The 19,004-nt window shown below is 72.0% G+C and carries 16 protein-coding genes; 10 read left to right on the forward strand and 6 right to left on the reverse strand.

Annotation, left to right across the window (positions count from 1 at the left end):
* Positions 1-112: 112 nt before the first annotated feature.
* Positions 113-682, forward strand: coding sequence for a DUF6542 domain-containing protein (locus AB0G74_RS01865; RefSeq protein ID WP_361139262.1), 570 nt, complete (start codon positions 113-115; stop codon positions 680-682).
* Positions 683-861: 179 nt separating this feature from the next.
* Here the strand turns inward: AB0G74_RS01865 and ppgK are convergent, their stop codons facing one another.
* Together ppgK and AB0G74_RS01875 are read right to left on the reverse strand one after the other, a co-directional pair.
* On the reverse strand, positions 862-1,611 hold the full coding sequence (gene ppgK, locus AB0G74_RS01870) for a polyphosphate--glucose phosphotransferase (RefSeq protein ID WP_361139265.1): 750 nt from the start codon (positions 1,609-1,611) through the stop codon (positions 862-864).
* Positions 1,612-1,698: 87 nt separating this feature from the next.
* Positions 1,699-2,715, reverse strand: coding sequence for a 4-hydroxy-3-methylbut-2-enyl diphosphate reductase (locus AB0G74_RS01875; RefSeq protein WP_361139267.1), 1,017 nt, complete (start codon positions 2,713-2,715; stop codon positions 1,699-1,701).
* A 366-nt stretch (positions 2,716-3,081) separates the two neighbouring features.
* On the opposite strand from AB0G74_RS01875, the gene AB0G74_RS01880 reads away from it, so the two are divergent.
* The 4 genes from AB0G74_RS01880 to AB0G74_RS01895 all read left to right on the forward strand — a co-directional run bounded on the left by AB0G74_RS01880 (position 3,082) and on the right by AB0G74_RS01895 (position 7,063).
* Positions 3,082-4,332 carry an APC family permease gene (locus tag AB0G74_RS01880; protein WP_361139521.1) on the forward strand — a complete coding sequence of 417 codons (1,251 nt, stop codon included), beginning with the start codon at positions 3,082-3,084 and terminating at the stop codon, positions 4,330-4,332.
* Between the two features lie 59 nt (positions 4,333-4,391).
* Positions 4,392-5,615, forward strand: a complete 1,224-nt coding sequence (gene xseA, locus AB0G74_RS01885; RefSeq protein WP_361139270.1) for an exodeoxyribonuclease VII large subunit — start codon at positions 4,392-4,394, stop codon at positions 5,613-5,615.
* Between the two features lie 149 nt (positions 5,616-5,764).
* Positions 5,765-6,019 carry an exodeoxyribonuclease VII small subunit gene (locus AB0G74_RS01890; RefSeq protein WP_358828018.1) on the forward strand — a complete coding sequence of 85 codons (255 nt, stop codon included), beginning with the start codon at positions 5,765-5,767 and terminating at the stop codon, positions 6,017-6,019.
* Positions 6,020-6,472: 453 nt separating this feature from the next.
* Positions 6,473-7,063 carry a malonic semialdehyde reductase gene (locus tag AB0G74_RS01895; RefSeq protein ID WP_361139273.1) on the forward strand — a complete coding sequence of 197 codons (591 nt, stop codon included), beginning with the start codon at positions 6,473-6,475 and terminating at the stop codon, positions 7,061-7,063.
* An 85-nt stretch (positions 7,064-7,148) separates the two neighbouring features.
* Here the strand turns inward: AB0G74_RS01895 and AB0G74_RS01900 are convergent, their stop codons facing one another.
* Entirely contained in the window at positions 7,149-7,715 is a 567-nt protein-coding gene (locus AB0G74_RS01900) for a DUF4245 domain-containing protein (RefSeq protein WP_361139523.1), read from the reverse strand.
* Positions 7,716-7,846: 131 nt separating this feature from the next.
* Here AB0G74_RS01900 and glpX point away from each other — a divergent pair, with 131 nt between their 5' ends.
* Positions 7,847-8,878 carry a class II fructose-bisphosphatase gene (glpX, locus tag AB0G74_RS01905; protein ID WP_361139276.1) on the forward strand — a complete coding sequence of 344 codons (1,032 nt, stop codon included), beginning with the start codon at positions 7,847-7,849 and terminating at the stop codon, positions 8,876-8,878.
* Between the two features lie 381 nt (positions 8,879-9,259).
* On the opposite strand, the gene AB0G74_RS01910 is transcribed toward glpX, so the two are convergent.
* A complete protein-coding gene (locus tag AB0G74_RS01910; protein ID WP_358828021.1) occupies positions 9,260-9,619 on the reverse strand; it encodes a WhiB family transcriptional regulator in 360 nt (119 codons plus the stop codon).
* A gap of 165 nt (positions 9,620-9,784) precedes the next feature.
* Entirely contained in the window at positions 9,785-10,474 is a 690-nt protein-coding gene (locus AB0G74_RS01915; protein ID WP_361139280.1) for a DUF1707 domain-containing protein, read from the reverse strand.
* Between the two features lie 215 nt (positions 10,475-10,689).
* Here AB0G74_RS01915 and AB0G74_RS01920 point away from each other — a divergent pair, with 215 nt between their 5' ends.
* The gene (locus AB0G74_RS01920) at positions 10,690-12,357 is read left to right on the forward strand and encodes a fumarate hydratase (protein WP_361139282.1); all 1,668 of its coding nucleotides are present in this window, start codon (positions 10,690-10,692) and stop codon (positions 12,355-12,357) included.
* 95 nt (positions 12,358-12,452) lie between these two features.
* On the opposite strand, the gene AB0G74_RS01925 is transcribed toward AB0G74_RS01920, so the two are convergent.
* Positions 12,453-14,018: a ricin-type beta-trefoil lectin domain protein gene (locus tag AB0G74_RS01925; protein WP_361139285.1), complete on the reverse strand. Its 1,566-nt coding sequence runs from the start codon at positions 14,016-14,018 to the stop codon at positions 12,453-12,455.
* Between the two features lie 128 nt (positions 14,019-14,146).
* On the opposite strand from AB0G74_RS01925, the gene AB0G74_RS01930 reads away from it, so the two are divergent.
* The 3 genes from AB0G74_RS01930 to AB0G74_RS01940 all read left to right on the forward strand — a co-directional run bounded on the left by AB0G74_RS01930 (position 14,147) and on the right by AB0G74_RS01940 (position 18,986).
* Positions 14,147-15,598, forward strand: a complete 1,452-nt coding sequence (locus tag AB0G74_RS01930; RefSeq protein ID WP_361139288.1) for a class II fumarate hydratase — start codon at positions 14,147-14,149, stop codon at positions 15,596-15,598.
* 142 nt (positions 15,599-15,740) lie between these two features.
* Positions 15,741-16,448, forward strand: a complete 708-nt coding sequence (locus AB0G74_RS01935) for a DUF402 domain-containing protein (protein WP_361139290.1) — start codon at positions 15,741-15,743, stop codon at positions 16,446-16,448.
* A 564-nt stretch (positions 16,449-17,012) separates the two neighbouring features.
* Positions 17,013-18,986, forward strand: a complete 1,974-nt coding sequence (locus tag AB0G74_RS01940; RefSeq protein ID WP_361139293.1) for an ATP-binding SpoIIE family protein phosphatase — start codon at positions 17,013-17,015, stop codon at positions 18,984-18,986.
* The last annotated feature ends 18 nt before the right edge of the window (positions 18,987-19,004 follow it).

Here is a 19,004-nt window from a genome sequence, read left to right on the forward strand (position 1 = left end):
GGGACCGGACACATGTCCCGAGGCGGCTGGTGGAGTCGAACTCTTCCCCAAGGTCATCCAAAGGGCGTGTCCTGTCCCTCCTTCGTCCCCCTCGGAGACCTACGTTGTTCGGGTGGACCAGCCAAGGACGAGTCACCCCCAGCGCCGGCAGCGACCGCAGGCGCCCGTTTCCCAGGGTCCGCTCTCCCCGCAGAGCGCCCTCGCGGACCGTCCCGTCCTGTACGGGGTACGACCCGCCCGGCCCGCGCCCCTCGCCCAGGTACTGCGACGGCTGCCCGCGCCCCGGCTCACCGGGCTCGGTGCCGGGCTGTTCGCGGTGGTCACCATGGTGCTCTTGGGGTTCGCCGCCCGGCTGCTCCTGGACAGTTCGGCGGTGGTCTACGGGGTGCTGTTCCTGCCGGTCAGCGCGTTGACCGCGCTCTGGGTCCGGGAGGCCGACCTGGTCACGGCCCCGATCGGGGTGCCGATCGCCTTCGCCGCCGGGGTCGTCCCGATCGCGGGCGGCGAGGGCGGGCTCGGCGGCCAGGTGATGGCGGTCGTCACGGCCCTCGCGGTCCACGCGGGGTGGCTGTACGGCGGCACCCTGGTCGCGGGTGTCATCGCCTCGGTCCGCAAGGTGCGGCGGATCCGGCGCCGCAAGCGCCGGACGGGTGGGGCGGTGCCCCCGACGGCCCGCCGCTGAACCGGCCGCCGAGTCGGCCGGCGGCCCGTAGAGCCCGTACGGCCCGCCGGCGGGCGGGCAGGCGCGTAGCCGGCTTCCGTACGGTGAACCGGCGCCGGGCCCCGTCCCGCCGGGGCGCCGTGTCGTACGACACCCTCGCGGGGCCGGAGCCGTACCGCCCCGGCCCCGCGCGCGGGCCGTCAGCGAGCCGACGCCGCCGAGCAGGCCATCGCCGCGCCGACGATGCCCGCGTTGTTCTGGAGCCTGGCCGGGACGATCTCCGCCCGGATCCCCTCGATCAGGGGGAGGAACTTCTCCGCCTTGCGGCTCACCCCGCCCCCGATGATGAACAGCTCGGGCGAGAACAGCATCTCCACATGGGCCAGGTACTTCTGGACCCGGCGGGCCCAGTGCTGCCAGGTCAGGTCGCCGTCCTCCTTGGCCTTGGTGGAGGCGTGGGTCTCGGCGTCCCGGCCGTGCAGCTCCAGATGGCCCAGTTCGGTGTTGGGGACCAGGCGGCCGTCCACGAAGAGGGCCGAGCCGATACCCGTACCGAAGGTCAGCAGCATGACCGTGCCGTTCCGCCCCTTGCCCGCGCCGAAGGTCATCTCGGCGACCCCGGCCGCGTCGGCGTCGTTGAGTACGGTGACGGCGCTGCCGTTCAGCCGGGAGCTGAGCAGCCCGGCCGCGTCGACGTCGATCCAGCCCTTGTCGACATTGGCCGCGGTACGGGTGATCCCGCCGGTGACGACGCCCGGGAAGGTGATCCCGACCGGACCCGTCCAGTCGAAGTGCCGGACCACCTCGGCGACGCCGTCCGCGACCGCGTCGGGTGTCGCCGGGTGCGGGGTCAGTACCTTGTGGCGCTCCAGCGCCAGGTCCCCGCGGTCGAGGTCGACGGGCGCGCCCTTGATGCCGGATCCACCGATGTCCACTCCGAAGACGTTCATGGACACCACGTTACGGGCACCCCGGCGCCCCCACCCGGGAACGGCTCTCACGGGCGCCGCCCGCCGGACGGGAGCGCTCCGGTGGCGTCACCCGGCAGCCGCGTCGCCGCCCCGGGCCGCCATCAGCTCCGCGGCCTCGGTCCGCAGGTCCCGGCGGAGCTCCTTGGGCAGCGAGAAGGTGATCGACTCCTCCGCCGACTTCACCAGCTCCACGTCCTCGAAGCCACGCTTCGACAGCCACTCCAGCACGCCCTCGACCAGGATGTCGGGGACCGAGGCGCCCGAGGTCAGACCGACCGTCGACACGCCCTCCAGCCATGCCTCGTCGATCTCCTCGGCGAAGTCGACCAGGTGGGCGTCGCGCGCGCCCGCGCCGAGGGCGACCTCGACCAGCCGGACCGAGTTGGAGGAGTTCTTGGAGCCGACGACGATCACCAGATCGGCCTCGGCGCTCATCTCCTTCACCGCGATCTGCCGGTTCTGCGTGGCGTAGCAGATGTCGTCGCTGGGCGGCGAGATCAGCTGCGGGAACTTCTCCTTCAGCTTGTCGACGGTCTCCATGGTCTCGTCGACGGAGAGGGTGGTCTGGGAGAGCCAGACGACCTTGGACTCGTCGCGGACGGAGACATTGGCGACGTCCTCGGGGCCGTCGACCAGGGTGATGTGGTCGGGGGCCTCGCCGGAGGTGCCGATGACCTCCTCGTGGCCCTCGTGGCCGATCAGGAGGATGTCGTAGTCCTCGTTGGCGAACCGGACGGCCTCCTTGTGGACCTTGGTCACCAGCGGGCAGGTGGCGTCGATGGTGGCGAGCCTGCGCTCGGCCGCCTCCTGGTGGACGACGGGGGAGACGCCGTGCGCCGAGAACATCACGATGGAGCCCTCGGGGACCTCCGCCGTCGCGTCGACGAAGATCGCGCCCTTCCGCTCCAGGGTCTGGACGACGTACTTGTTGTGGACGATCTCATGACGGACGTAGATCGGGGCGCCGTACTGCTCGATGGCCTTCTCGACGGCGATCACGGCACGGTCCACGCCCGCGCAGTAGCCACGGGGGGCGGCGAGGAGGACGCGACGGGCTGGAGGCGTAGCAGTCATACCCCCCATCGTAAGGCGGAGCAGAACAGGCGAAGGATCACCACGGGCGGAAGACTGTTCCCGACCACGCGACGAGCGCACGACGACCGCGTCATGACCGGGTCGTGACCGTGCACAACCGCGTTACGACCAGGCACGACCGGGCCCGACCGCGGCACGACCGGGCGGGCCGTGGGCGCGGGACGGACGGAGGGGCCGATGGCCGGTGCGAATGTTCCCGATGAGCCGGACCGGCCCGACAGACCCGATAAATACGGTGCACCCCATGTGCCCGATGTTCCGGAGTCGCGCGCCAGTACGGAGAGCGGCGGCGAACTGCGGCGGACGCTCGGCTTCCGCGATCTGGTGGTCTACGGGCTTCTCTTCATCGCGCCCATGGCACCGGTCGGCGTCTACGGCGCCCTGGACGCCCGTTCGAACGGCGCGGTCGCGCTCGTCTACGCGGTCGCGACGCTGGCCATGGCCTTCACGGCCCTGAGCTACGCCCAGATGGTGCGCGTCGCGCCCCGCGCGGGATCCGTCTTCACCTACGCCACCAAGGGTCTGGGCCAGGGTCCGGGGTTCATCGCGGGCTGGATGGCGATGCTGGACTATCTGCTGATCCCGGCGGTCGCGTATCTCTTCTCGGGGATCGCGATGGAGGCCCTGGTGCCGTCCGTGGACCGGTGGATCTGGACGGCGATCGCGGTGGTCGTGACGACGGCCCTCAACCTGCGGGGCGTACGGGCGGCGGCCCGGGTGGGCTTCGCGGTGCTCGTCATGGAGATCGTGGTGCTGCTGGTCTTCGTGGTCTCGGCGGTGGTGGTGCTGGTACGGGACGGGGCGCAGCGCGGCTGGCTGTCGCCGGTCACCGGCGATCTGTCCTTCTCGCTGACGGCGGTACTGGGCGCGGTGTCGGTGGCGGTGCTGTCGTATCTGGGTTTCGACGCGATCGCCTCGTTCGCGGAGGAGGTCACCGGCGGCTCGCGGAAGGTGGCGCGGGCGGTGCTGTTCTGTCTGGTGCTGGCGGGGGTGCTGTTCTTCGTCCAGACCTATTTGGTGGCGCTGCTGGAGCCCGCGTCGTCGGCGGAGCTGGCCCGGGAGCCGGAGAAGCAGGGGACCGCGTTCTACGACGCGGTGGACGCCTCGGTCGGCGCCTGGCTGCACGATCTGATCGCGGTGAGCAAGGCGATCGGGGCGGCCTTCGCGGCGCTCGCGGCACAGGCCGCGGCCGGGCGGCTGCTCTTCGCGATGGGCCGTGAGCGGCGGCTGCCGCGCGGTCTGGCCCGGACCGACGGGGGCACGCCCCGGGTGGCGCTGCTGGTGGCGGCGGTGATCACCCTGGTGGCGGCGGTGTGGGCGGCCCGGCGGCCCGACGGGCTCGACCATCTGGTGTCGGTGGTGGACATCGGGGCGCTGACGGCGTTCGTCCTGCTGCACGCGAGTGTCGTGGGCTGGTTCGTGGTGCGCCGGATGGAGGGTCCGCCGGACTGGACGCGTCATCTGGTGGTGCCGGTGGTGGGGGCGGTGATCCTGATCGCGGTGATGGTGGAGGCGACGACCTCGGCCCAGGTGGTGGGTGTGGTGTGGCTGGGTGTGGGGCTGGTGGTGCTGGCGGTGCGGTGGGAGCGGCCGGGGGAGTTGTAGGACGGACCGGCGGGCCGTCGCGGGGCCCGCTGTCGGACCCGGCCGATACGCTCCCCCGTATGGCTCTCAACACGTCTCCGGAAGCCCCCCTGCCGGTGGGTGAGGTCTCACGGCTGATCGGGGGCTGGATCGACCGGCTCGGCGCGGTCTGGGTGGAGGGGCAGATCACCCAGATGTCGCGGCGGCCGGGGCAGGGCGTGGTCTTCATGACCCTGCGCGACCCGTCGCACGACATCTCGGTGAGCGTGACCTGCTTCCGGCAGGTCTTCGACGCGGTGGCCGATGTGGTGTCGGAGGGCGCCCGGGTCGTGGTGCACGCCAAGCCGGAGTGGTACGCGCCCCGGGGGCAGCTCTCCCTGCGGGCGGCGGCGATACGGCCGGTCGGCGTGGGCGAGCTGCTGGTCCGCCTGGAGCAGCTGAAGCGGAGCCTGGGCGCGGAGGGCCTGTTCGCCTTGGACCGGAAGAGACCGCTGCCGTTCCTGCCGCACCGGGTGGGGCTGGTCTGCGGCCGGGCGTCGGCGGCCGAGCGGGATGTGCTGGAGGTCTCCCGGCGGCGCTGGCCCGCGGTCCGGTTCGAGGTGCGCAATGTGGCCGTCCAGGGGGTGCACGCGGTGCCGCAGGTGGTCGCCGCGGTCAAGGAGCTGGACGAGCACTCCGAGGTCGATGTGATCGTGGTGGCCCGCGGCGGGGGCAGTGTGGAGGATCTGCTGCCGTTCTCGGACGAGCAGCTGATCCGGGCGGTGGCCGACTGCCGGACACCGGTGGTCTCCGCCATCGGCCACGAACCGGACTCGCCGCTGCTGGACCTGGTCGCGGATCTGCGGGCGTCGACGCCGACGGACGCGGCGAAGAAGGTCGTCCCGGACGTCGGCGAGGAGTTGGAGCGGGTACGGCAGCTCCGGGACCGGGCCCTGCGCACGGTCCGGGGCGTGCTCGACCGGGAGGAGCGGGGCCTGGCCCACGCCCTGGCCAGACCCGCGATGGAGCGGCCGCACCGGATGGTGGACGAGCGGGCGGCCGAACTGGACGCGCTGACCGCGCGGGCCCGGCGGGTCGTGGGGCATCTGCTGGACCGGGCCGACTCGGAGCTTTCGCACACCTGGGCCCGGGTGGTGTCGCTCTCCCCCGCCGCGACACTGGAGCGGGGGTATGCGGTGCTCCAGCGGCTGGACGGCGCCGTGGTGCGCTCCTCCGGCGATGTGGGCGACGGGGACGAGCTGCGGGCCCGGGTGGCGGAGGGCGAGTTCGCGGTACGGGTCACGGGGCCGCCGACCGCCGGATAGCCACCGCGCGGGGGCCTGGGGCACGGGGCGGGTCCCCGATGTCCCCCGATGCCCGGCCGGGCGCCGGGACGGGATCGGAAACCACGAGAAGACCAGGAACCCGGGAACCCGGGAAATCCGGGACCGGGGAAAGGGAAGAAGAGGACCACATGGCCGGGAAGACGGAGAAGACGGAGTCCGCCGAGGCGGCGGCGGAGGCGTCGGAGCGCGCCGCCCTCGGCTACGAGCAGGCCCGCGACGAGCTGATCGAGGTCGTACGGCGGCTCGAGGCGGGCGGTACGACGCTGGAGGAGTCGTTGGCGCTCTGGGAGCGGGGCGAGGAGCTGGCGAAGGTCTGCCGGCACTGGCTGGAGGGCGCGCGGGCGCGTCTGGACGCGTCGCTGGCGGCGGAAGGCGACGGCTAGCCCGCCGGGGCCGGGAGCGGCGGTGCCGGTTCGGAGGTCGCGCCTCGGCCCTCCGGGTGCCGTACGCGGTCCGCGGCCCGCCTGTGGCCGGTCGCGTGGTTCCGGCCCCTCTGCCATCGGCGATGGGAACCCCCGGGCACCTCGGCTCTCCGGGACGCCTCCCCGAAGACCCGGGGCTCGCCCGGCGACCTGATCTTGTTCGCCGTCTGCGGTCCGCGGCCCGTGGTCGGCTTGTCGCGCGGTTCCCCGCGCCCCTGAGCCTTCGGCGACGGGGCCGAGCCCCCGGTTCCCTCGCCCTCGACGGGTCGAGCGGCTTCCCGTACCCGGAACGACCAGGCGTGCGATGGGTCACATGCACACCCCTCGGCCCAAGTAGTTGAAATTTAATCTATTGCGCTACGGTTGGACCCTCCGTACCTCCCCCCACGGATCACACCGGAAGGTTTTGCCGCTATGCCCATGGCCCTCGACCCCAACGCCCAGGACCTGCTCTTCCGCGAGGCCCGTACGACCAGCGCCTTCACCGGCGAGGACGTGAGCGACGAGCAGATCCAGGAGATCTACGACCTGGTGAAGTTCGGGCCGACGGCCTTCAACCAGACCCCGCTGCGGGTCGTGCTCGTCCGCTCCGACGAGGCCCGGGCCCGGCTGCTGCCGCATATGTCGGACGGCAACCGGGAGAAGACCGGCGCCGCCCCGCTGGTGGCGATCCTCGCCGCCGACAACGAGTTCCACGAGGAGCTGCCGGAGCTGCTGCCGCACTTCCCGCAGGCCAAGGACCTCTTCTTCGCCGAGCGGCCGGTGCGTGAGCACTCCGCCGGGATGAACGCCGCCCTTCAGGCCGCGTACTTCATCGTGGGTGTCCGGGCGGCCGGACTGGCGGCCGGGCCGATGTCCGGCTTCGACCACGAGGCCGTCCAGCGGGAGTTCCTGGACGACGACCACACCCCGCTGATGATCGTGAACATCGGCCGTCCGGCCGGGGACGCCGCGTTCCCCCGCTCGCCCCGGCTGGCGTACGACACGGTCGTCACCACCGTCTGAGCCACCGCGCGCCGACGCGGGAACAGAGCGACGGGGCCGCCGCACCTTCCGGGTGCGGCGGCCCCGTCGTCGTATGTTCGCGCGATCAGGACTTGGGCGACGGCGCGGTAGACGCGGGCCAGGACGGCTGACCCTTCGGAATGGTCGAGCCGCCCTTCAGGGCCTCCGCCATCTCGGTCAGCCGGGCCAGCGGGGCCGTACCGGTGACGACCGTGGTGACCCCCTTGTCACGGAAGACCAGGGCGTCGTACTTGGGACCGGTCCAGTGCTCCCACGGCACCCCGTTGACCAGCTGGGTCCGGCCGGTGCTGGTCGCCTTGAGCGTCACCTTCGAGACGTACTTGGCGTACGGCTGGGTCGACTGCTCGATCGCCACGTACTCCCGGTCCGGGTCGAGGAAGCCCAGATGCCAGGCCGCGCCCGCGTTCCGGTCGTACCGCACCGAGGTCGGCTTCCAGCCCTGGGGCAGCCCCTCGGGGGCCATCACCGGGTAGGGCGCCGCCCGCTGGGCGGTCACCAGCTCGACCCGGTAGTCGACCGGCTTCATCCGGTCCTCTTCGTCGTTCGGGAGGAAGAGATAGATCACCGCGACGACGAGCCCGACGACCGTCATCGACAGCACCATGTCCCGCACCGTCTGTTTGCCTCGCATACCTGCCACGGGTCCATGGTCGCATCCGGGTCGCGCGCTCAAACGTGGGCCCCACTGCTCATTGTGTCGACCTGAAGATAGAGTCGAAGCACCCTCATTCCGGCCGTCGCCGTACAGAAAGGTGCGCTCCGATGACCGAGCACAATCTGCCGCCCCATCTGGAGGTCTCGCCCGAGGCCCCCGACCGCAATCTCGCCCTCGAACTGGTGCGGGTCACCGAGGCGGCCGCGATGGCCGCGGGCCGCTGGGTCGGCCGCGGTGACAAGAACGGCGCCGACGGGGCCGCGGTCAAGGCCATGCGCACCCTGGTCCACACCGTCTCGATGAACGGCGTCGTCGTCATCGGCGAGGGCGAGAAGGACGAGGCGCCGATGCTCTTCAACGGGGAGCGGATCGGCGACGGCACCGGAGCGGAGTGCGATATCGCCGTCGACCCGATCGACGGTACGACGCTCACCGCCAAGGGCCAGCCGAACGCGATCGCCGTACTCGCGGCGGCCGACCGGGGCGCGATGTTCGACCCGTCGGCGGTCTTCTACATGGACAAGCTGGTCACCGGCCCGGAGGCGGCGGACTACGTCGACATCGACGCGCCCGTCCCGGTCAACATCCGGCGGGTCGCGCGGGCCAAGGGCTGTATGCCCGAGGACGTCACCGTCGTGGTCCTGGACCGGCCGCGGCACGAGGGCATCGTCAAGGAGATCCGGGAGACCGGCGCGCGGATCAAGTTCATCTCCGACGGCGACGTGGCCGGGGCGATCATGGCGGTCCGGGACGGTACCGGCGTGGATCTGCTGATGGGTATCGGCGGTACGCCCGAGGGCATCATCACCGCCTGTGCGATCAAGTGCCTCGGCGGCACGATCCAGGGCAAGCTCTGGCCCAAGGACGATGCCGAGCGGCAACGCGCCCTGGACGCGGGGCACGACCTCGACCGGGTGCTCTCCACCGACGACCTGGTCGCCGGGGACAACGTCTTCTTCGTCGCGACCGGGATCACGGACGGCGAGCTGCTGCGCGGGGTGCGCTACCGGGCCGAGACCGCGACCACCCAGTCGCTGGTGATGCGCTCCAAGTCGGGCACGATCCGGCAGATCGACTCCACCCACCGGCTGTCCAAGCTCCGCGCCTACAGCCAGATCGACTTCGACCGGGCCCAGTAGAGCCCAGTAAACCGTTCGGCCCGCCGGCCGCCCGACCGGGTCCGAAGCCGACCGCCCGGCCCGGTGCGGCGCCGTCCGGCCGATCCGGTGGCCCGCGCCGTCGCCGCCCGGGCCACCGGGCACGAGACCGTCCGGGCCGCGCCCTAGGCCGTGTCGTCAAAATGGCGCTGTCCGCCCGAAGGGCGGGGCCTGCGGCGTCCGGTGCGTGCAGTCCGCGATGGCGGTGGGGGTCCCCTCGGCGGAGCCAGGGGGCGGTTTCCCTCGTACTGGACGTACTCGGGAAATCCCGACAACGCTGGGGGCGCCCCCGTGCCCGAAGGGCTACGGGGGAGAATGTGCGTGCCGGGCGTCGCGGGCCAGTCGCAATTTTGACGACACGGCCTAGGCCGCCGCGGTCTTCTTGGCCTCGGCGGCCCGGCGCCGGCGCCGGGCCAGCAGCACCCGGCGCTCCGCGGCGGTCAGTCCGCCCCAGACGCCGTACGGCTCGGGCTGGAGCAGGGCGTGGTCCCGGCATTCGACCATCACCGGGCAGCGGGCGCAGACCCGCTTGGCGGCCTCCTCACGGGAGAGCCGGGCGGCCGTCGGCTCCTTGGAGGGGGCGAAGAACAACCCGGCCTCGTCCCTCCGGCACACGGCCTCCGCGTGCCAGGGCCCGTCTAGGTCTTCCCTGTCCTTCCCGGCGGGTACCCGCTGGGAAGGCACGGCGGCCACCTGCAAGGACTGGTACGGCAGTTGCAGCACGGGTCTACTCCTGACGACGGCTTCGCGAGCGAGAGACGATGCAGCAGTCCCTACCCGCTGTACGCACGCCTATGCACTGAGTGGCACCCGGTTCCGGCGCACGGCGCCGCGCACAGGGGCTCATGACCGGAAACCGCCCCTGTCACGCGCCTGCCCCGACCCCGCTCAGCTCAGGTATTTCCGCAGGCGGTTGTGGAGGTCGGCGACCCGGCGGCCACGCTTGGGCCGGGCCTCGACATTGCCGAAAACCGCATATCCGTTCACGATCACCACCGGCGCGTCCGGATCGTCCGCCTCCGCTCCGCGGATCTCGAAGCTGCCGAGGATCCCGCTGCCGGTGCCGCGCAGGCTGATGTTCTCCGGGACCCGTACCTCCACATTGCCGAAGACGGAGGTCGCGTTGATCACCGTGACGCGCTGCTGGAACAGGGCCTCGGTGAGGTCGATCTCGATACTGCCGAAGATCGAGTAGGCGTTGGTCCGGGGCCCTATGCTCCAGCGGCCCTTGCGGACGGTGCTGGAGCAGAAGGCGAGCAGGTTCGCCGCGGGGGACGCTTCCGCCTCGGGGCCGTAGGCGTACGGGGCGGAGCCGCCGGTCCTGGCGGGCGCCTGCGGGAGGTCGTGGACGATGGGCTGCAACTCGCCCAGCGTCTTGGCCCGGTAGACGGCCTCGACCCGCTCGGAGTGCTCCTCCGCGTCCAGCCGGCCCTCGGCCAGCGCGTCGCGGAGGATGTCGGCGATCCGGTCGCGGTCGGCGTCCGACGCGCGGATCGAGCCGGGGGTCGCGGGGGCGGGCGCGGGACCGGGCGCTGCGGGGGCGGTGGGCTGCTGGGGGCGGTGCTTGGAGAGGTCCACGGACCCAGGGTAGCGATACGCGATAGATCGCGACCAGGGGCAATACCCCGGGAAGGCCCGGGTTCCCGGTGGGGCGATCCCCTACGGGGCGGCGGGGGCGGCGCTACTGAGCCTTACCTCACAAGCCCGGCCCCGGGCGCGCGTTCTACCCTGGGGGGCGCGCCGTCGCCCATCGATGCCGTCCAGTTTTTTCCGCTGTGTGAGGAATAGCCGCTATGCCGGAATTCGTGTACTCCGATCTGCTCCCGCTGGGAGAGGACACCACTCCCTACCGCCTGGTGACCTCCGAGGGCGTCTCCACCTTCGAGGCGGACGGACGGACCTTCCTCAAGGTGGAGCCGGAGGCCCTGCGCAGGCTCGCCGCCGAGGCGATGCACGACATCTCCCACTATCTGCGGCCGGCGCACCTGACCCAGCTGCGGCGGATCGTGGACGACCCGGAGGCGTCGTCCAACGACAAGTTCGTGGCGCTCGACCTGCTCAAGAACGCCAATATCGCCGCCGCGGGTGTCCTGCCCATGTGCCAGGACACCGGTACGGCGATCGTGATGGGCAAGCGGGGCCAGAACGTCCTCACCCCGGGCCGTGACGAGGAGGCCCTGTCGCGCGGCGTCTTCGACGCGTACACCAAGCTCAATCTCCGCTACTCCCAGATGGCCCCGCTGACCATGTGGGAGGAGAAGAACACCGGCTCCAACCTGCCCGCGCAGATCGAGCTGTACGCCACCGACGGCGGCGCCTACAAGTTCCTCTTCATGGCCAAGGGCGGCGGCTCGGCCAACAAGTCGTTCCTCTACCAGGAGACCAAGGCGGTCCTCAACGAGACCGCGATGATGCGGTTCCTGGAGGAGAAGATCCGCTCCCTGGGCACGGCCGCGTGTCCCCCGTACCACCTGGCGATCGTCGTCGGCGGCACCTCGGCCGAGTACGCGCTGAAGACCGCCAAGTACGCCTCCGCCCACTACCTGGACGAGCTGCCGACCGAGGGTTCCCCGACCGGCCACGGCTTCCGGGACCAGGAGCTGGAGCAGAAGGTCTTCGAGCTGACCCAGCGGATCGGGATCGGCGCGCAGTTCGGCGGCAAGTACTTCTGCCACGACGTACGCGTGGTCCGGCTGCCCCGGCACGGCGCGTCCCTGCCGGTCGCCATCGCCGTCTCCTGCTCCGCCGACCGGCAGGCGGTCGCCAAGATCACCGCCGAGGGCGTCTTCCTGGAGCAGCTGGAGACCGACCCGGCGCGCTTCCTGCCCGACACCACGCACGAGCAGCTCGACGACGGCGGCGACGTGGTCCGGATCGACCTCAACCGGCCCATGGACGAGGTGCTGGCCGAGCTGACCAAGTACCCGGTCAAGACCCGGCTCTCGCTCACCGGTCCGCTGGTCGTGGCGCGCGACATCGCCCACGCCAAGATCAAGGAGCGGCTGGACGCGGGCGAGGAGATGCCGTCGTACCTGAAGGACCACCCGGTCTACTACGCGGGCCCCGCGAAGACCCCCGAGGGGTACGCCTCCGGCTCCTTCGGGCCCACCACGGCGGGCCGGATGGACTCCTACGTGGAGCAGTTCCAGGCGGCGGGCGGCTCCAAGGTGATGCTGGCCAAGGGCAACCGGAGCAAGCAGGTCACCGACGCCTGCGCGGCGCACGGCGGCTTCTACCTCGGGTCCATCGGCGGCCCCGCGGCCCGGCTCGCCCAGGACTGCATCAAGAAGGTCGAGGTCGTGGAGTACGAGGAGCTGGGCATGGAGGCGGTCTGGCGGATCGAGGTGGAGGACTTCCCGGCGTTCGTCGTGGTCGACGACAAGGGGAACGACTTCTTCACCGAGCCCGCGCCCGCGCCGACGTTCAGCTCGATCCCGGTCCGGGGCCCCGGCCTGGGCTGAGGCCATGGGCGGGCCCTGCGGCCGGACGACCGGCCGCGACCCCGCCGCCGGTGGCCGCCCCGTCCCCGGAGGCGGCCACCGGCGCGGGTGGCACGTCAGGCGAACCGCTGGTTCGCCGCGCCCGTACAGGGACGCAGCCGCAGCGGCGCGCGGGACGCCTCATGGGTGGCGCAGAGCGACGGCGCGGCGGCCGGGCGCAGGGTGCCGTCCGAGGAGCCCGTGAAGCGCTGGTTGGCGGCGCCGGAGCAGTTCCAGACGATCAGTTCGGCGCCGGTACGATAATCGGCTCCGGGTACGTCCAGGCAGCGGTCCTGGGTGAGTTCGGTGTGGACCGAGCCCGCGGCCGGATCCTGCCACCAGCCCTGGTTGCGGCCGTCGTGGCACTCCCAGCCGACCGTCCTGGTCCCGTTGCGGGTCACCGACGCCTCGACGTCGGCGCATTCACCGGTGGCCTGGTTCCGCAGCGGTTTGAAGACGTCGTCCCAGGCGAGTGGGCGCAGTACGGGCCTGCCGTCGGAGCCGGACTCGGCGCAGCTGCCCTCCCGGGCGCCGGAGCCGTAGATCTGGGTCAGACAGGCGGCGAAGGCGGCGTGGCCCCGGGCGTTGGGGTGGAAGGACTGCCGGGCCGTGTTCTCGTCCGGCGGGAACGGGTTGGACAGCTCCAGATGGAGGCCGCGGGCCCAGGTGTCCTCCATGCAGACCTCGTGGCCGTGGAAGAGGCGCGAGTTGTCGAGATAGGTCGCGCCGGTCGTACGGGCGGCCTGGCGCATGCCCTTCTCGAAGGCCGGTACGGCGGTGTTCCGGGCCCAGACCGTATCGGCGTCGTACCCCATTCCGCCGCAGATCAGCTTGCCGGGGAACTTGGGGTTGTCCCGGAAGTCGGGTCCTATGGGGCCGGGGTAGCCCATCACGACCAGCTTGTAGTCGGTGTCCGCGTACCCCGCGCCGCGCATCACGGTCCGCAGGTCCCGGACGGTCGCCTCCACCTTGGGCACCAGGGCGTCCACCCGGGCCTGCCAGCCGGGGCCGTACTTGGGCGCGCACGGTCCCTGGAGGGTGACGTACCGGACCACGCAGTCGGTCATCACGGGGCCGAACTGGAGGTCGTCGTTGGCCCCGGCGACCAGCAGCACCATCTTGATCCGGGTATTGCGGGCCTTGATGGCCAGATTGTCGCTCTGGACCAGCTCGTCCGCGTACTGCTTCTGGCCGCCGATCCGGATATTGCCGGTGTAGGCGCCGGAGCAGGCGACGTTGAAGGTGACGTCGGCGGGGATGCCGGTGCGGTGGATGGCGGCGTCGGGCGAGCGGTGGCACCAGTTGGACGGGCCGTCGGTGCCGGGCTCGTAGGGCGTGCCGACGCCCTCGCCGGAGATCTCGCTGTCGCCGAGGGAGATCAGTCCGGTCTTGCGGTCGGCGAGCGGGCGTTCGGCGGGGCTGCCGTAGAGCTTCACGGCCTCGGCGGCGCGGATGGTCTCCAGTTCGGGCGGGAGCGGTACGGCCGCGGCCGACGCGGGTGCGGCGGCGGTCGTCGCGGCGGTACGTCCCTGGTCCGCTCCAGCGCTCGGCGCGCTCAGTCCGACGAGTCCGGCCGCGAACGCGGCGACGGCGGCGATCCCGGTACGGAGTCTCCGCTGGGTGGTGCGTTTTCCGTTGGTCATGTGCGCCTCCCCGGCTCTTGGGTTACCCCGGGTTCTACTGGCTGGTAGCGCACAGGGGAATAGCCAGAACCAGACAAGTGCTCACCTTTTCAGGAGCCTTGCAGGAGCCATCAGGAGGTACACAGCCCATGTCCGTATCGGAATCCGGCGTATCCCACGGCGCGGACGGCCCCGGCGGCGGTCCGGCCGGCGACGGCGGGCGGTACCGCGTCGAACACGACTCGATGGGCGAGGTCCGGGTCCCGGCCGACGCCAAGTGGCGGGCCCAGACCCAGCGGGCCGTGGAGAACTTCCCCGTCTCGGGACAGCGGCTGGAACGCTCCCATATCGCGGCCCTGGCCCGGATCAAGGCGGCGGCGGCGACGGTCAACGCCCGGCTGGGCGTGCTGGACGAGGACGTCGCGGCGGCGATCTCGGCGGCGGCGGACGAGGTCGCGGCCGGCCGGTGGGACGACCAGTTCCCGGTGGACGTCTTCCAGACCGGTTCCGGTACGTCGTCCAATATGAATATGAACGAGGTGCTCGCGACCCTCGCGGAGGAGCGGCTGGGGCGGCCGGTCCACCCCAATGACCAGGTCAACGCCTCCCAGTCGTCCAACGACGTGTTCCCGTCCTCCATCCATATCGCCGCCACGGCGGCGGTCACCGGTGAACTCGTCCCGGCGCTGGAGCATCTCGCGGGCGCGCTGGAGCGCAAGGCGGTCGAGTTCGCGCCGGTGGTGAAGTCCGGCCGGACACATCTGATGGACGCCACGCCCGTCACCCTCGGGCAGGAGTTCGGCGGCTACGCGGCCCAGGTGCGGTACGGCGTGGAGCGGCTGCGGGCCGCGCTCCCCCGCCTCGCCGAACTGCCGCTGGGCGGTACGGCGGTGGGCACCGGCATCAACACCCCGCCCGGTTTCTCGGCGGCGGTGATCGCGGAGGTCGCGGCGGCGACCGGGCTGCCGCTGACCGAGGCCCGGGACCACTTCGAGGCCCAGGGCGCGCGGGACGGGCTGGTCGAGACGTCCGGGCAGCTGCGGACGATCGCGGTCTCCCTGACGAAGATCGCCAACGATCTGCGCTGGATGGCGAGCGGGCCCAGGACCGGGCTGGCCGAGATCGCTCTGCCCGACCTCCAGCCCGGCTCCTCGATCATGCCGGGGAAGGTGAACCCGGTCGTCCCGGAGGCGGTCCTGATGGTCGCCGCGCAGGTCACCGGGAACGACACCACGGTGGCCGTGGCCGGGGCCGCGGGCAACTTCGAGCTGAACGTGATGCTGCCGGTGATGGCGAAGAACCTGCTGGAGTCGGTCCGGCTGCTGGCGGCGGCGTCCCGGCTGCTGGCCGACCGCACGGTCGACGGTGTGACCGCGAACGTGGAGCGGGCCCGGGAGTACGCGGAGTCGTCACCGTCGGTGGTGACGCCGCTGAACAAGTACATCGGGTACGAGGAGGCGGCGAAGGTCGCGAAGCGGTCGCTGGCGGAGCGGAAGACGATCCGCGAGGTGGTGCTGGAGTCGGGCTATGTGGAGCGGGGCGATCTGACCCTGGAGCAGCTGGACGAGGCGCTGGATGTCCTCCGTATGACAAGGCCGTGATTTCCGGGGCGCGGTGAGGGCGGGGGTGCCGCTTCGGGCGCCCCCGCCGGGCGCGCCGGCGCTCCGCGCGCGGGGCCGCGGCGGGACGCGGTTCCTCGGTAAAAGCGGCGGGGCGTACGGGCGCGAACACTAAAATCCCGTCATGAGTGGCAACGAGCAGCAGACGGAGGCGGAACCGGCGCGGCGGTGGCGGGCGGGGGAGCACATCCTCTGGCGGTACCGGGACCACGGCGGGCCCGGCAGACCCGGCGGCGATCCCGGGTTCGCGATCTGCCGTCCGGTGACCGTCGTCCGGGACTCCCCCGAGCTGCTGGCGGTCTGGCTGGCGCCCGATACCGAGTGCGTGCGTCCGGCGCTGGTCGCGGACGGCTCCCCGCTGCACGAGCAACCGCTGGCCACCCGCTACACCGCGCCGCGTACCGCCGTACGGGACCGCTGGCGGGGCGCCGGGGTGCTCAAGCTCGCCCGGCCCGGTGATCCGTGGTCGGTCTGGCTGTTCTGGGACGAGGACTGGGCCTTCCGGAGCTGGTACGTCAATCTGGAGGAGCCGCGTACCCGGTGGAGTGAGGGCATCGACTCCGAGGATCACTTTCTGGACATCTCGGTATTCCCGGACCGTAGTTGGCTGTGGCGGGACGAGGACGAGTTCGCCGAGGCCCAGCGCGCGGGGCTGATGGGGGCGGAGAAGGCCGATCGGGTGCGCCGGGCGGGCCGGGCCGCGGTGGCGGCGCTGAGGGCCTGGGAGGCGCCCTTCTCGGACGGCTGGGAACACTGGCGGCCCGACCCTTCGTGGGAGGTGCCGGAGCTGCCCGCGAGCTGGGGGCGCACGCCCGCGCGCGCGACCCTCTGAGCGCGGCGCCGTACGGCCCGCGCGCCCGGGAGACCTCCGAGCACCGGACACCATGACCGGCGCTCCCGTCAAAGCGGCGCGCGGAGCGGAGCCCGTACCGAAAGAGGGACAAAAACCGCCACGGCGGAGCAGATGTGCGACTTCTTGCCCAGATGTGACCGAGATCGCGTCCTCAATCTGTCCGACTCCGGTCCGAGAACGTACTCCGGCGTGAAGGACGTCGTGAGACTCTTGATGCGCCCCCAGGGGGCAAACGTAGGATCGTCGTCCACAAGGCTCGCCGTTCGGGGACTGTTCGGTAACCATGGAGCGCAGCGCACGACCTGACCGTGAGTCATCGGCGGGCCGGCGGCCGGCCGACGCGGCGGGCGCCGTCCGCCGGTTCAGCAGCAGCATGTCGTCACACGCAGCACACTCAGCACACGCATCACGAGACAGGTCACTACGAGGGGGTGGAGCCGTGCGGGAGGTCTGGCACCTCGTCGGCGTCGCCCGCGGAGCGGTCGTACGGTCCCCCGGGGCGTACGCATCGCCCACCCGGCCCAGATGGACGGAATCCCACGCGTGACGGAGCAGCCCACCTCCCATGAAGGCCGGCAGCCACTGGCCGCCCGGTCGCAGGAACGCACCCGGCCGCGCACCGAGGCGGCCGGCGGCGCGGCGGTCTCCGCCGCGCTCTCCTCACCCGTCCCGGCGCCGAACGGTCCGGTCGGCGGGGGTGTGCCGCATCCTCCCGGCGGTCCGGCGACCGCTCCGGGCGGACCCGGCGCGCCCGGTGGCCCCGGTGGTCCCGGAGTGCCGCCCGGTACGCCCGATCCGGCCGGAGCCGCCCGGCGCGAGGGCGACCGGCTGCGTTTCGTGGGCGCGGCGACCCGGCGGATCGCCCGCGGTATAGACCTGGACGAGATCGTGCTGGGCCTCTGCCGGGCCACGGTGCCGACGTTCTCCGACGCGATCCTGGTCTATCTGCGCGATCCGCTGCCGGTCGGCGACGAGCGCCCGGTCTCCCCGTTCGTCCTCCGGCTCCGCCGCACGGACCGGCTGCGTTTAGCTGAGGACGGTGCCGACTTCGGTGGTACGGGCCTGCTGCCCGTCATCGATCAGCACAACGAACTCACCCCCGCGGCCGAGCACTGCGAGGTCCGCTCCGGCGGCGCGCTCTCGGAGGTGCTGCGCGGGGTCAGGCCCGTCTTCGGCGACTCGGCGGCGGCCCGCGCAGCGCTGCCCGAACTGCTGGGCGCGGACCGTACGGTGCCCAACGGCCACCGGGCGATCCTGGCCCCGCTGCGGGGACGGCGCCGGGTGATCGGCGCCGCGGTCTTCCTGCGCCGTCCGGACCGGCCCGCCTTCGAGACCAACGATCTGCTGGTCGCCGCCCAGCTCGCCACGCATACGGCGCTGGGCATCGACAAGGCGGTGCTGTACGGCCGGGAGGCGTATATCGCGGACGAGTTGCAGCGGACCATGCTGCCGGACTCCCTGCCGCAGCCGACCGGGGTCAAGCTGGCCTCGCGCTATCTGCCCGCGGCCGAGACGGCCCGGGTCGGCGGCGACTGGTACGACGCGATTCCGCTCCCCGGCAGCCGGGTCGCGCTCGTCGTCGGTGATGTCATGGGCCATTCCATGACCTCCGCCGCGATCATGGGCCAGCTGCGGACCACGGCCCAGACGCTGGCCGGGCTGGATCTGCCGCCGCAGGAGGTTCTGCACCACCTCGACGAGCAGGCCCAGCGGCTCGGTACCGACCGGATGGCCACCTGCATGTACGCGGTGTACGACCCGGTCTCGCACCGGATCACCATCGCCAACGCGGGCCACCCGCCGCCCATCCTGCTCCATCTGGGCGGCCGGGCCGAGGTGCTCCGGGTGCCCTCCGGCGCGCCGATCGGTGTCGGCGGGGTCGACTTCGAGGCCGTGGAACTGGACGCCCCGGCCGGGGCCACCCTGCTGCTCTACACCGACGGGCTGGTGGAGTCCCGGCTGCGGGACGTCTGGACCGGGATCGAGCAGCTGCGGGAGCGGCTGCACGCCACCGCGCAGCTCACCGGCTCGGACCACGCCCCGCCGCTGGAGGCGCTCTGCGACGATGTCCTCGACATGCTGGGACCCGGTGACCGGGACGACGACATCGCCCTCCTCGCGGCCCGTTTCGACGGGATCGCGCCCAGTGACGTCGCCTATTGGTTCCTGGAACCGGAGGACGCCGCCCCGGGCCGGGCCCGCCGGCTGGCCCGGCGGGCGCTGACCCGCTGGGGCCTGGAGGAGCTGTCGGACTCGGTGGAACTGCTGGTCAGCGAAGTGGTGACCAACGCGGTCCGGTACGCGGAGCGCCCGGTCACGCTACGGCTGCTGCGGACCGACGTCCTGCGCTGCGAGGTCGGCGACGACTCGCCGCAGCTGCCCAGGCAGCGCAAGGCGCGGGACACCGACGAGGGCGGGCGCGGGCTGTTCCTGGTGAACCGGCTGGCCAGACGGTGGGGAGCGACTCGGCTCTCCAGCGGCAAGGTGGTCTGGTTCGAGCTGCCGACCCGGCCGTAAGGCACCCGGCCCCGATCG

This window comes from Streptomyces sp. NPDC020875 (assembly GCF_040641415.1).
Taxonomy (GTDB): Bacteria; Actinomycetota; Actinomycetes; order Streptomycetales; family Streptomycetaceae; genus Streptomyces.

Coding starts and splice junctions, on each gene's coding strand:
- ppgK (WP_361139265.1), bottom strand. CDS start 1,611: ATGAACGTCTTCGGAGTGGACATCGGTGGATCCGGCATCAAGGGCGCG.
- AB0G74_RS01875 (WP_361139267.1), bottom strand. CDS start 2,715: ATGGGGGGTATGACTGCTACGCCTCCAGCCCGTCGCGTCCTCCTCGCC.
- AB0G74_RS01880 (WP_361139521.1), top strand. CDS start 3,082: ATGGCACCGGTCGGCGTCTACGGCGCCCTGGACGCCCGTTCGAACGGC.
- xseA (WP_361139270.1), top strand. CDS start 4,392: ATGGCTCTCAACACGTCTCCGGAAGCCCCCCTGCCGGTGGGTGAGGTC.
- AB0G74_RS01890 (WP_358828018.1), top strand. CDS start 5,765: ATGGCCGGGAAGACGGAGAAGACGGAGTCCGCCGAGGCGGCGGCGGAG.
- AB0G74_RS01895 (WP_361139273.1), top strand. CDS start 6,473: ATGCCCATGGCCCTCGACCCCAACGCCCAGGACCTGCTCTTCCGCGAG.
- AB0G74_RS01900 (WP_361139523.1), bottom strand. CDS start 7,715: ATGCGAGGCAAACAGACGGTGCGGGACATGGTGCTGTCGATGACGGTC.
- glpX (WP_361139276.1), top strand. CDS start 7,847: ATGACCGAGCACAATCTGCCGCCCCATCTGGAGGTCTCGCCCGAGGCC.
- AB0G74_RS01920 (WP_361139282.1), top strand. CDS start 10,690: ATGCCGGAATTCGTGTACTCCGATCTGCTCCCGCTGGGAGAGGACACC.
- AB0G74_RS01925 (WP_361139285.1), bottom strand. CDS start 14,018: ATGACCAACGGAAAACGCACCACCCAGCGGAGACTCCGTACCGGGATC.
- AB0G74_RS01930 (WP_361139288.1), top strand. CDS start 14,147: ATGTCCGTATCGGAATCCGGCGTATCCCACGGCGCGGACGGCCCCGGC.
- AB0G74_RS01935 (WP_361139290.1), top strand. CDS start 15,741: ATGAGTGGCAACGAGCAGCAGACGGAGGCGGAACCGGCGCGGCGGTGG.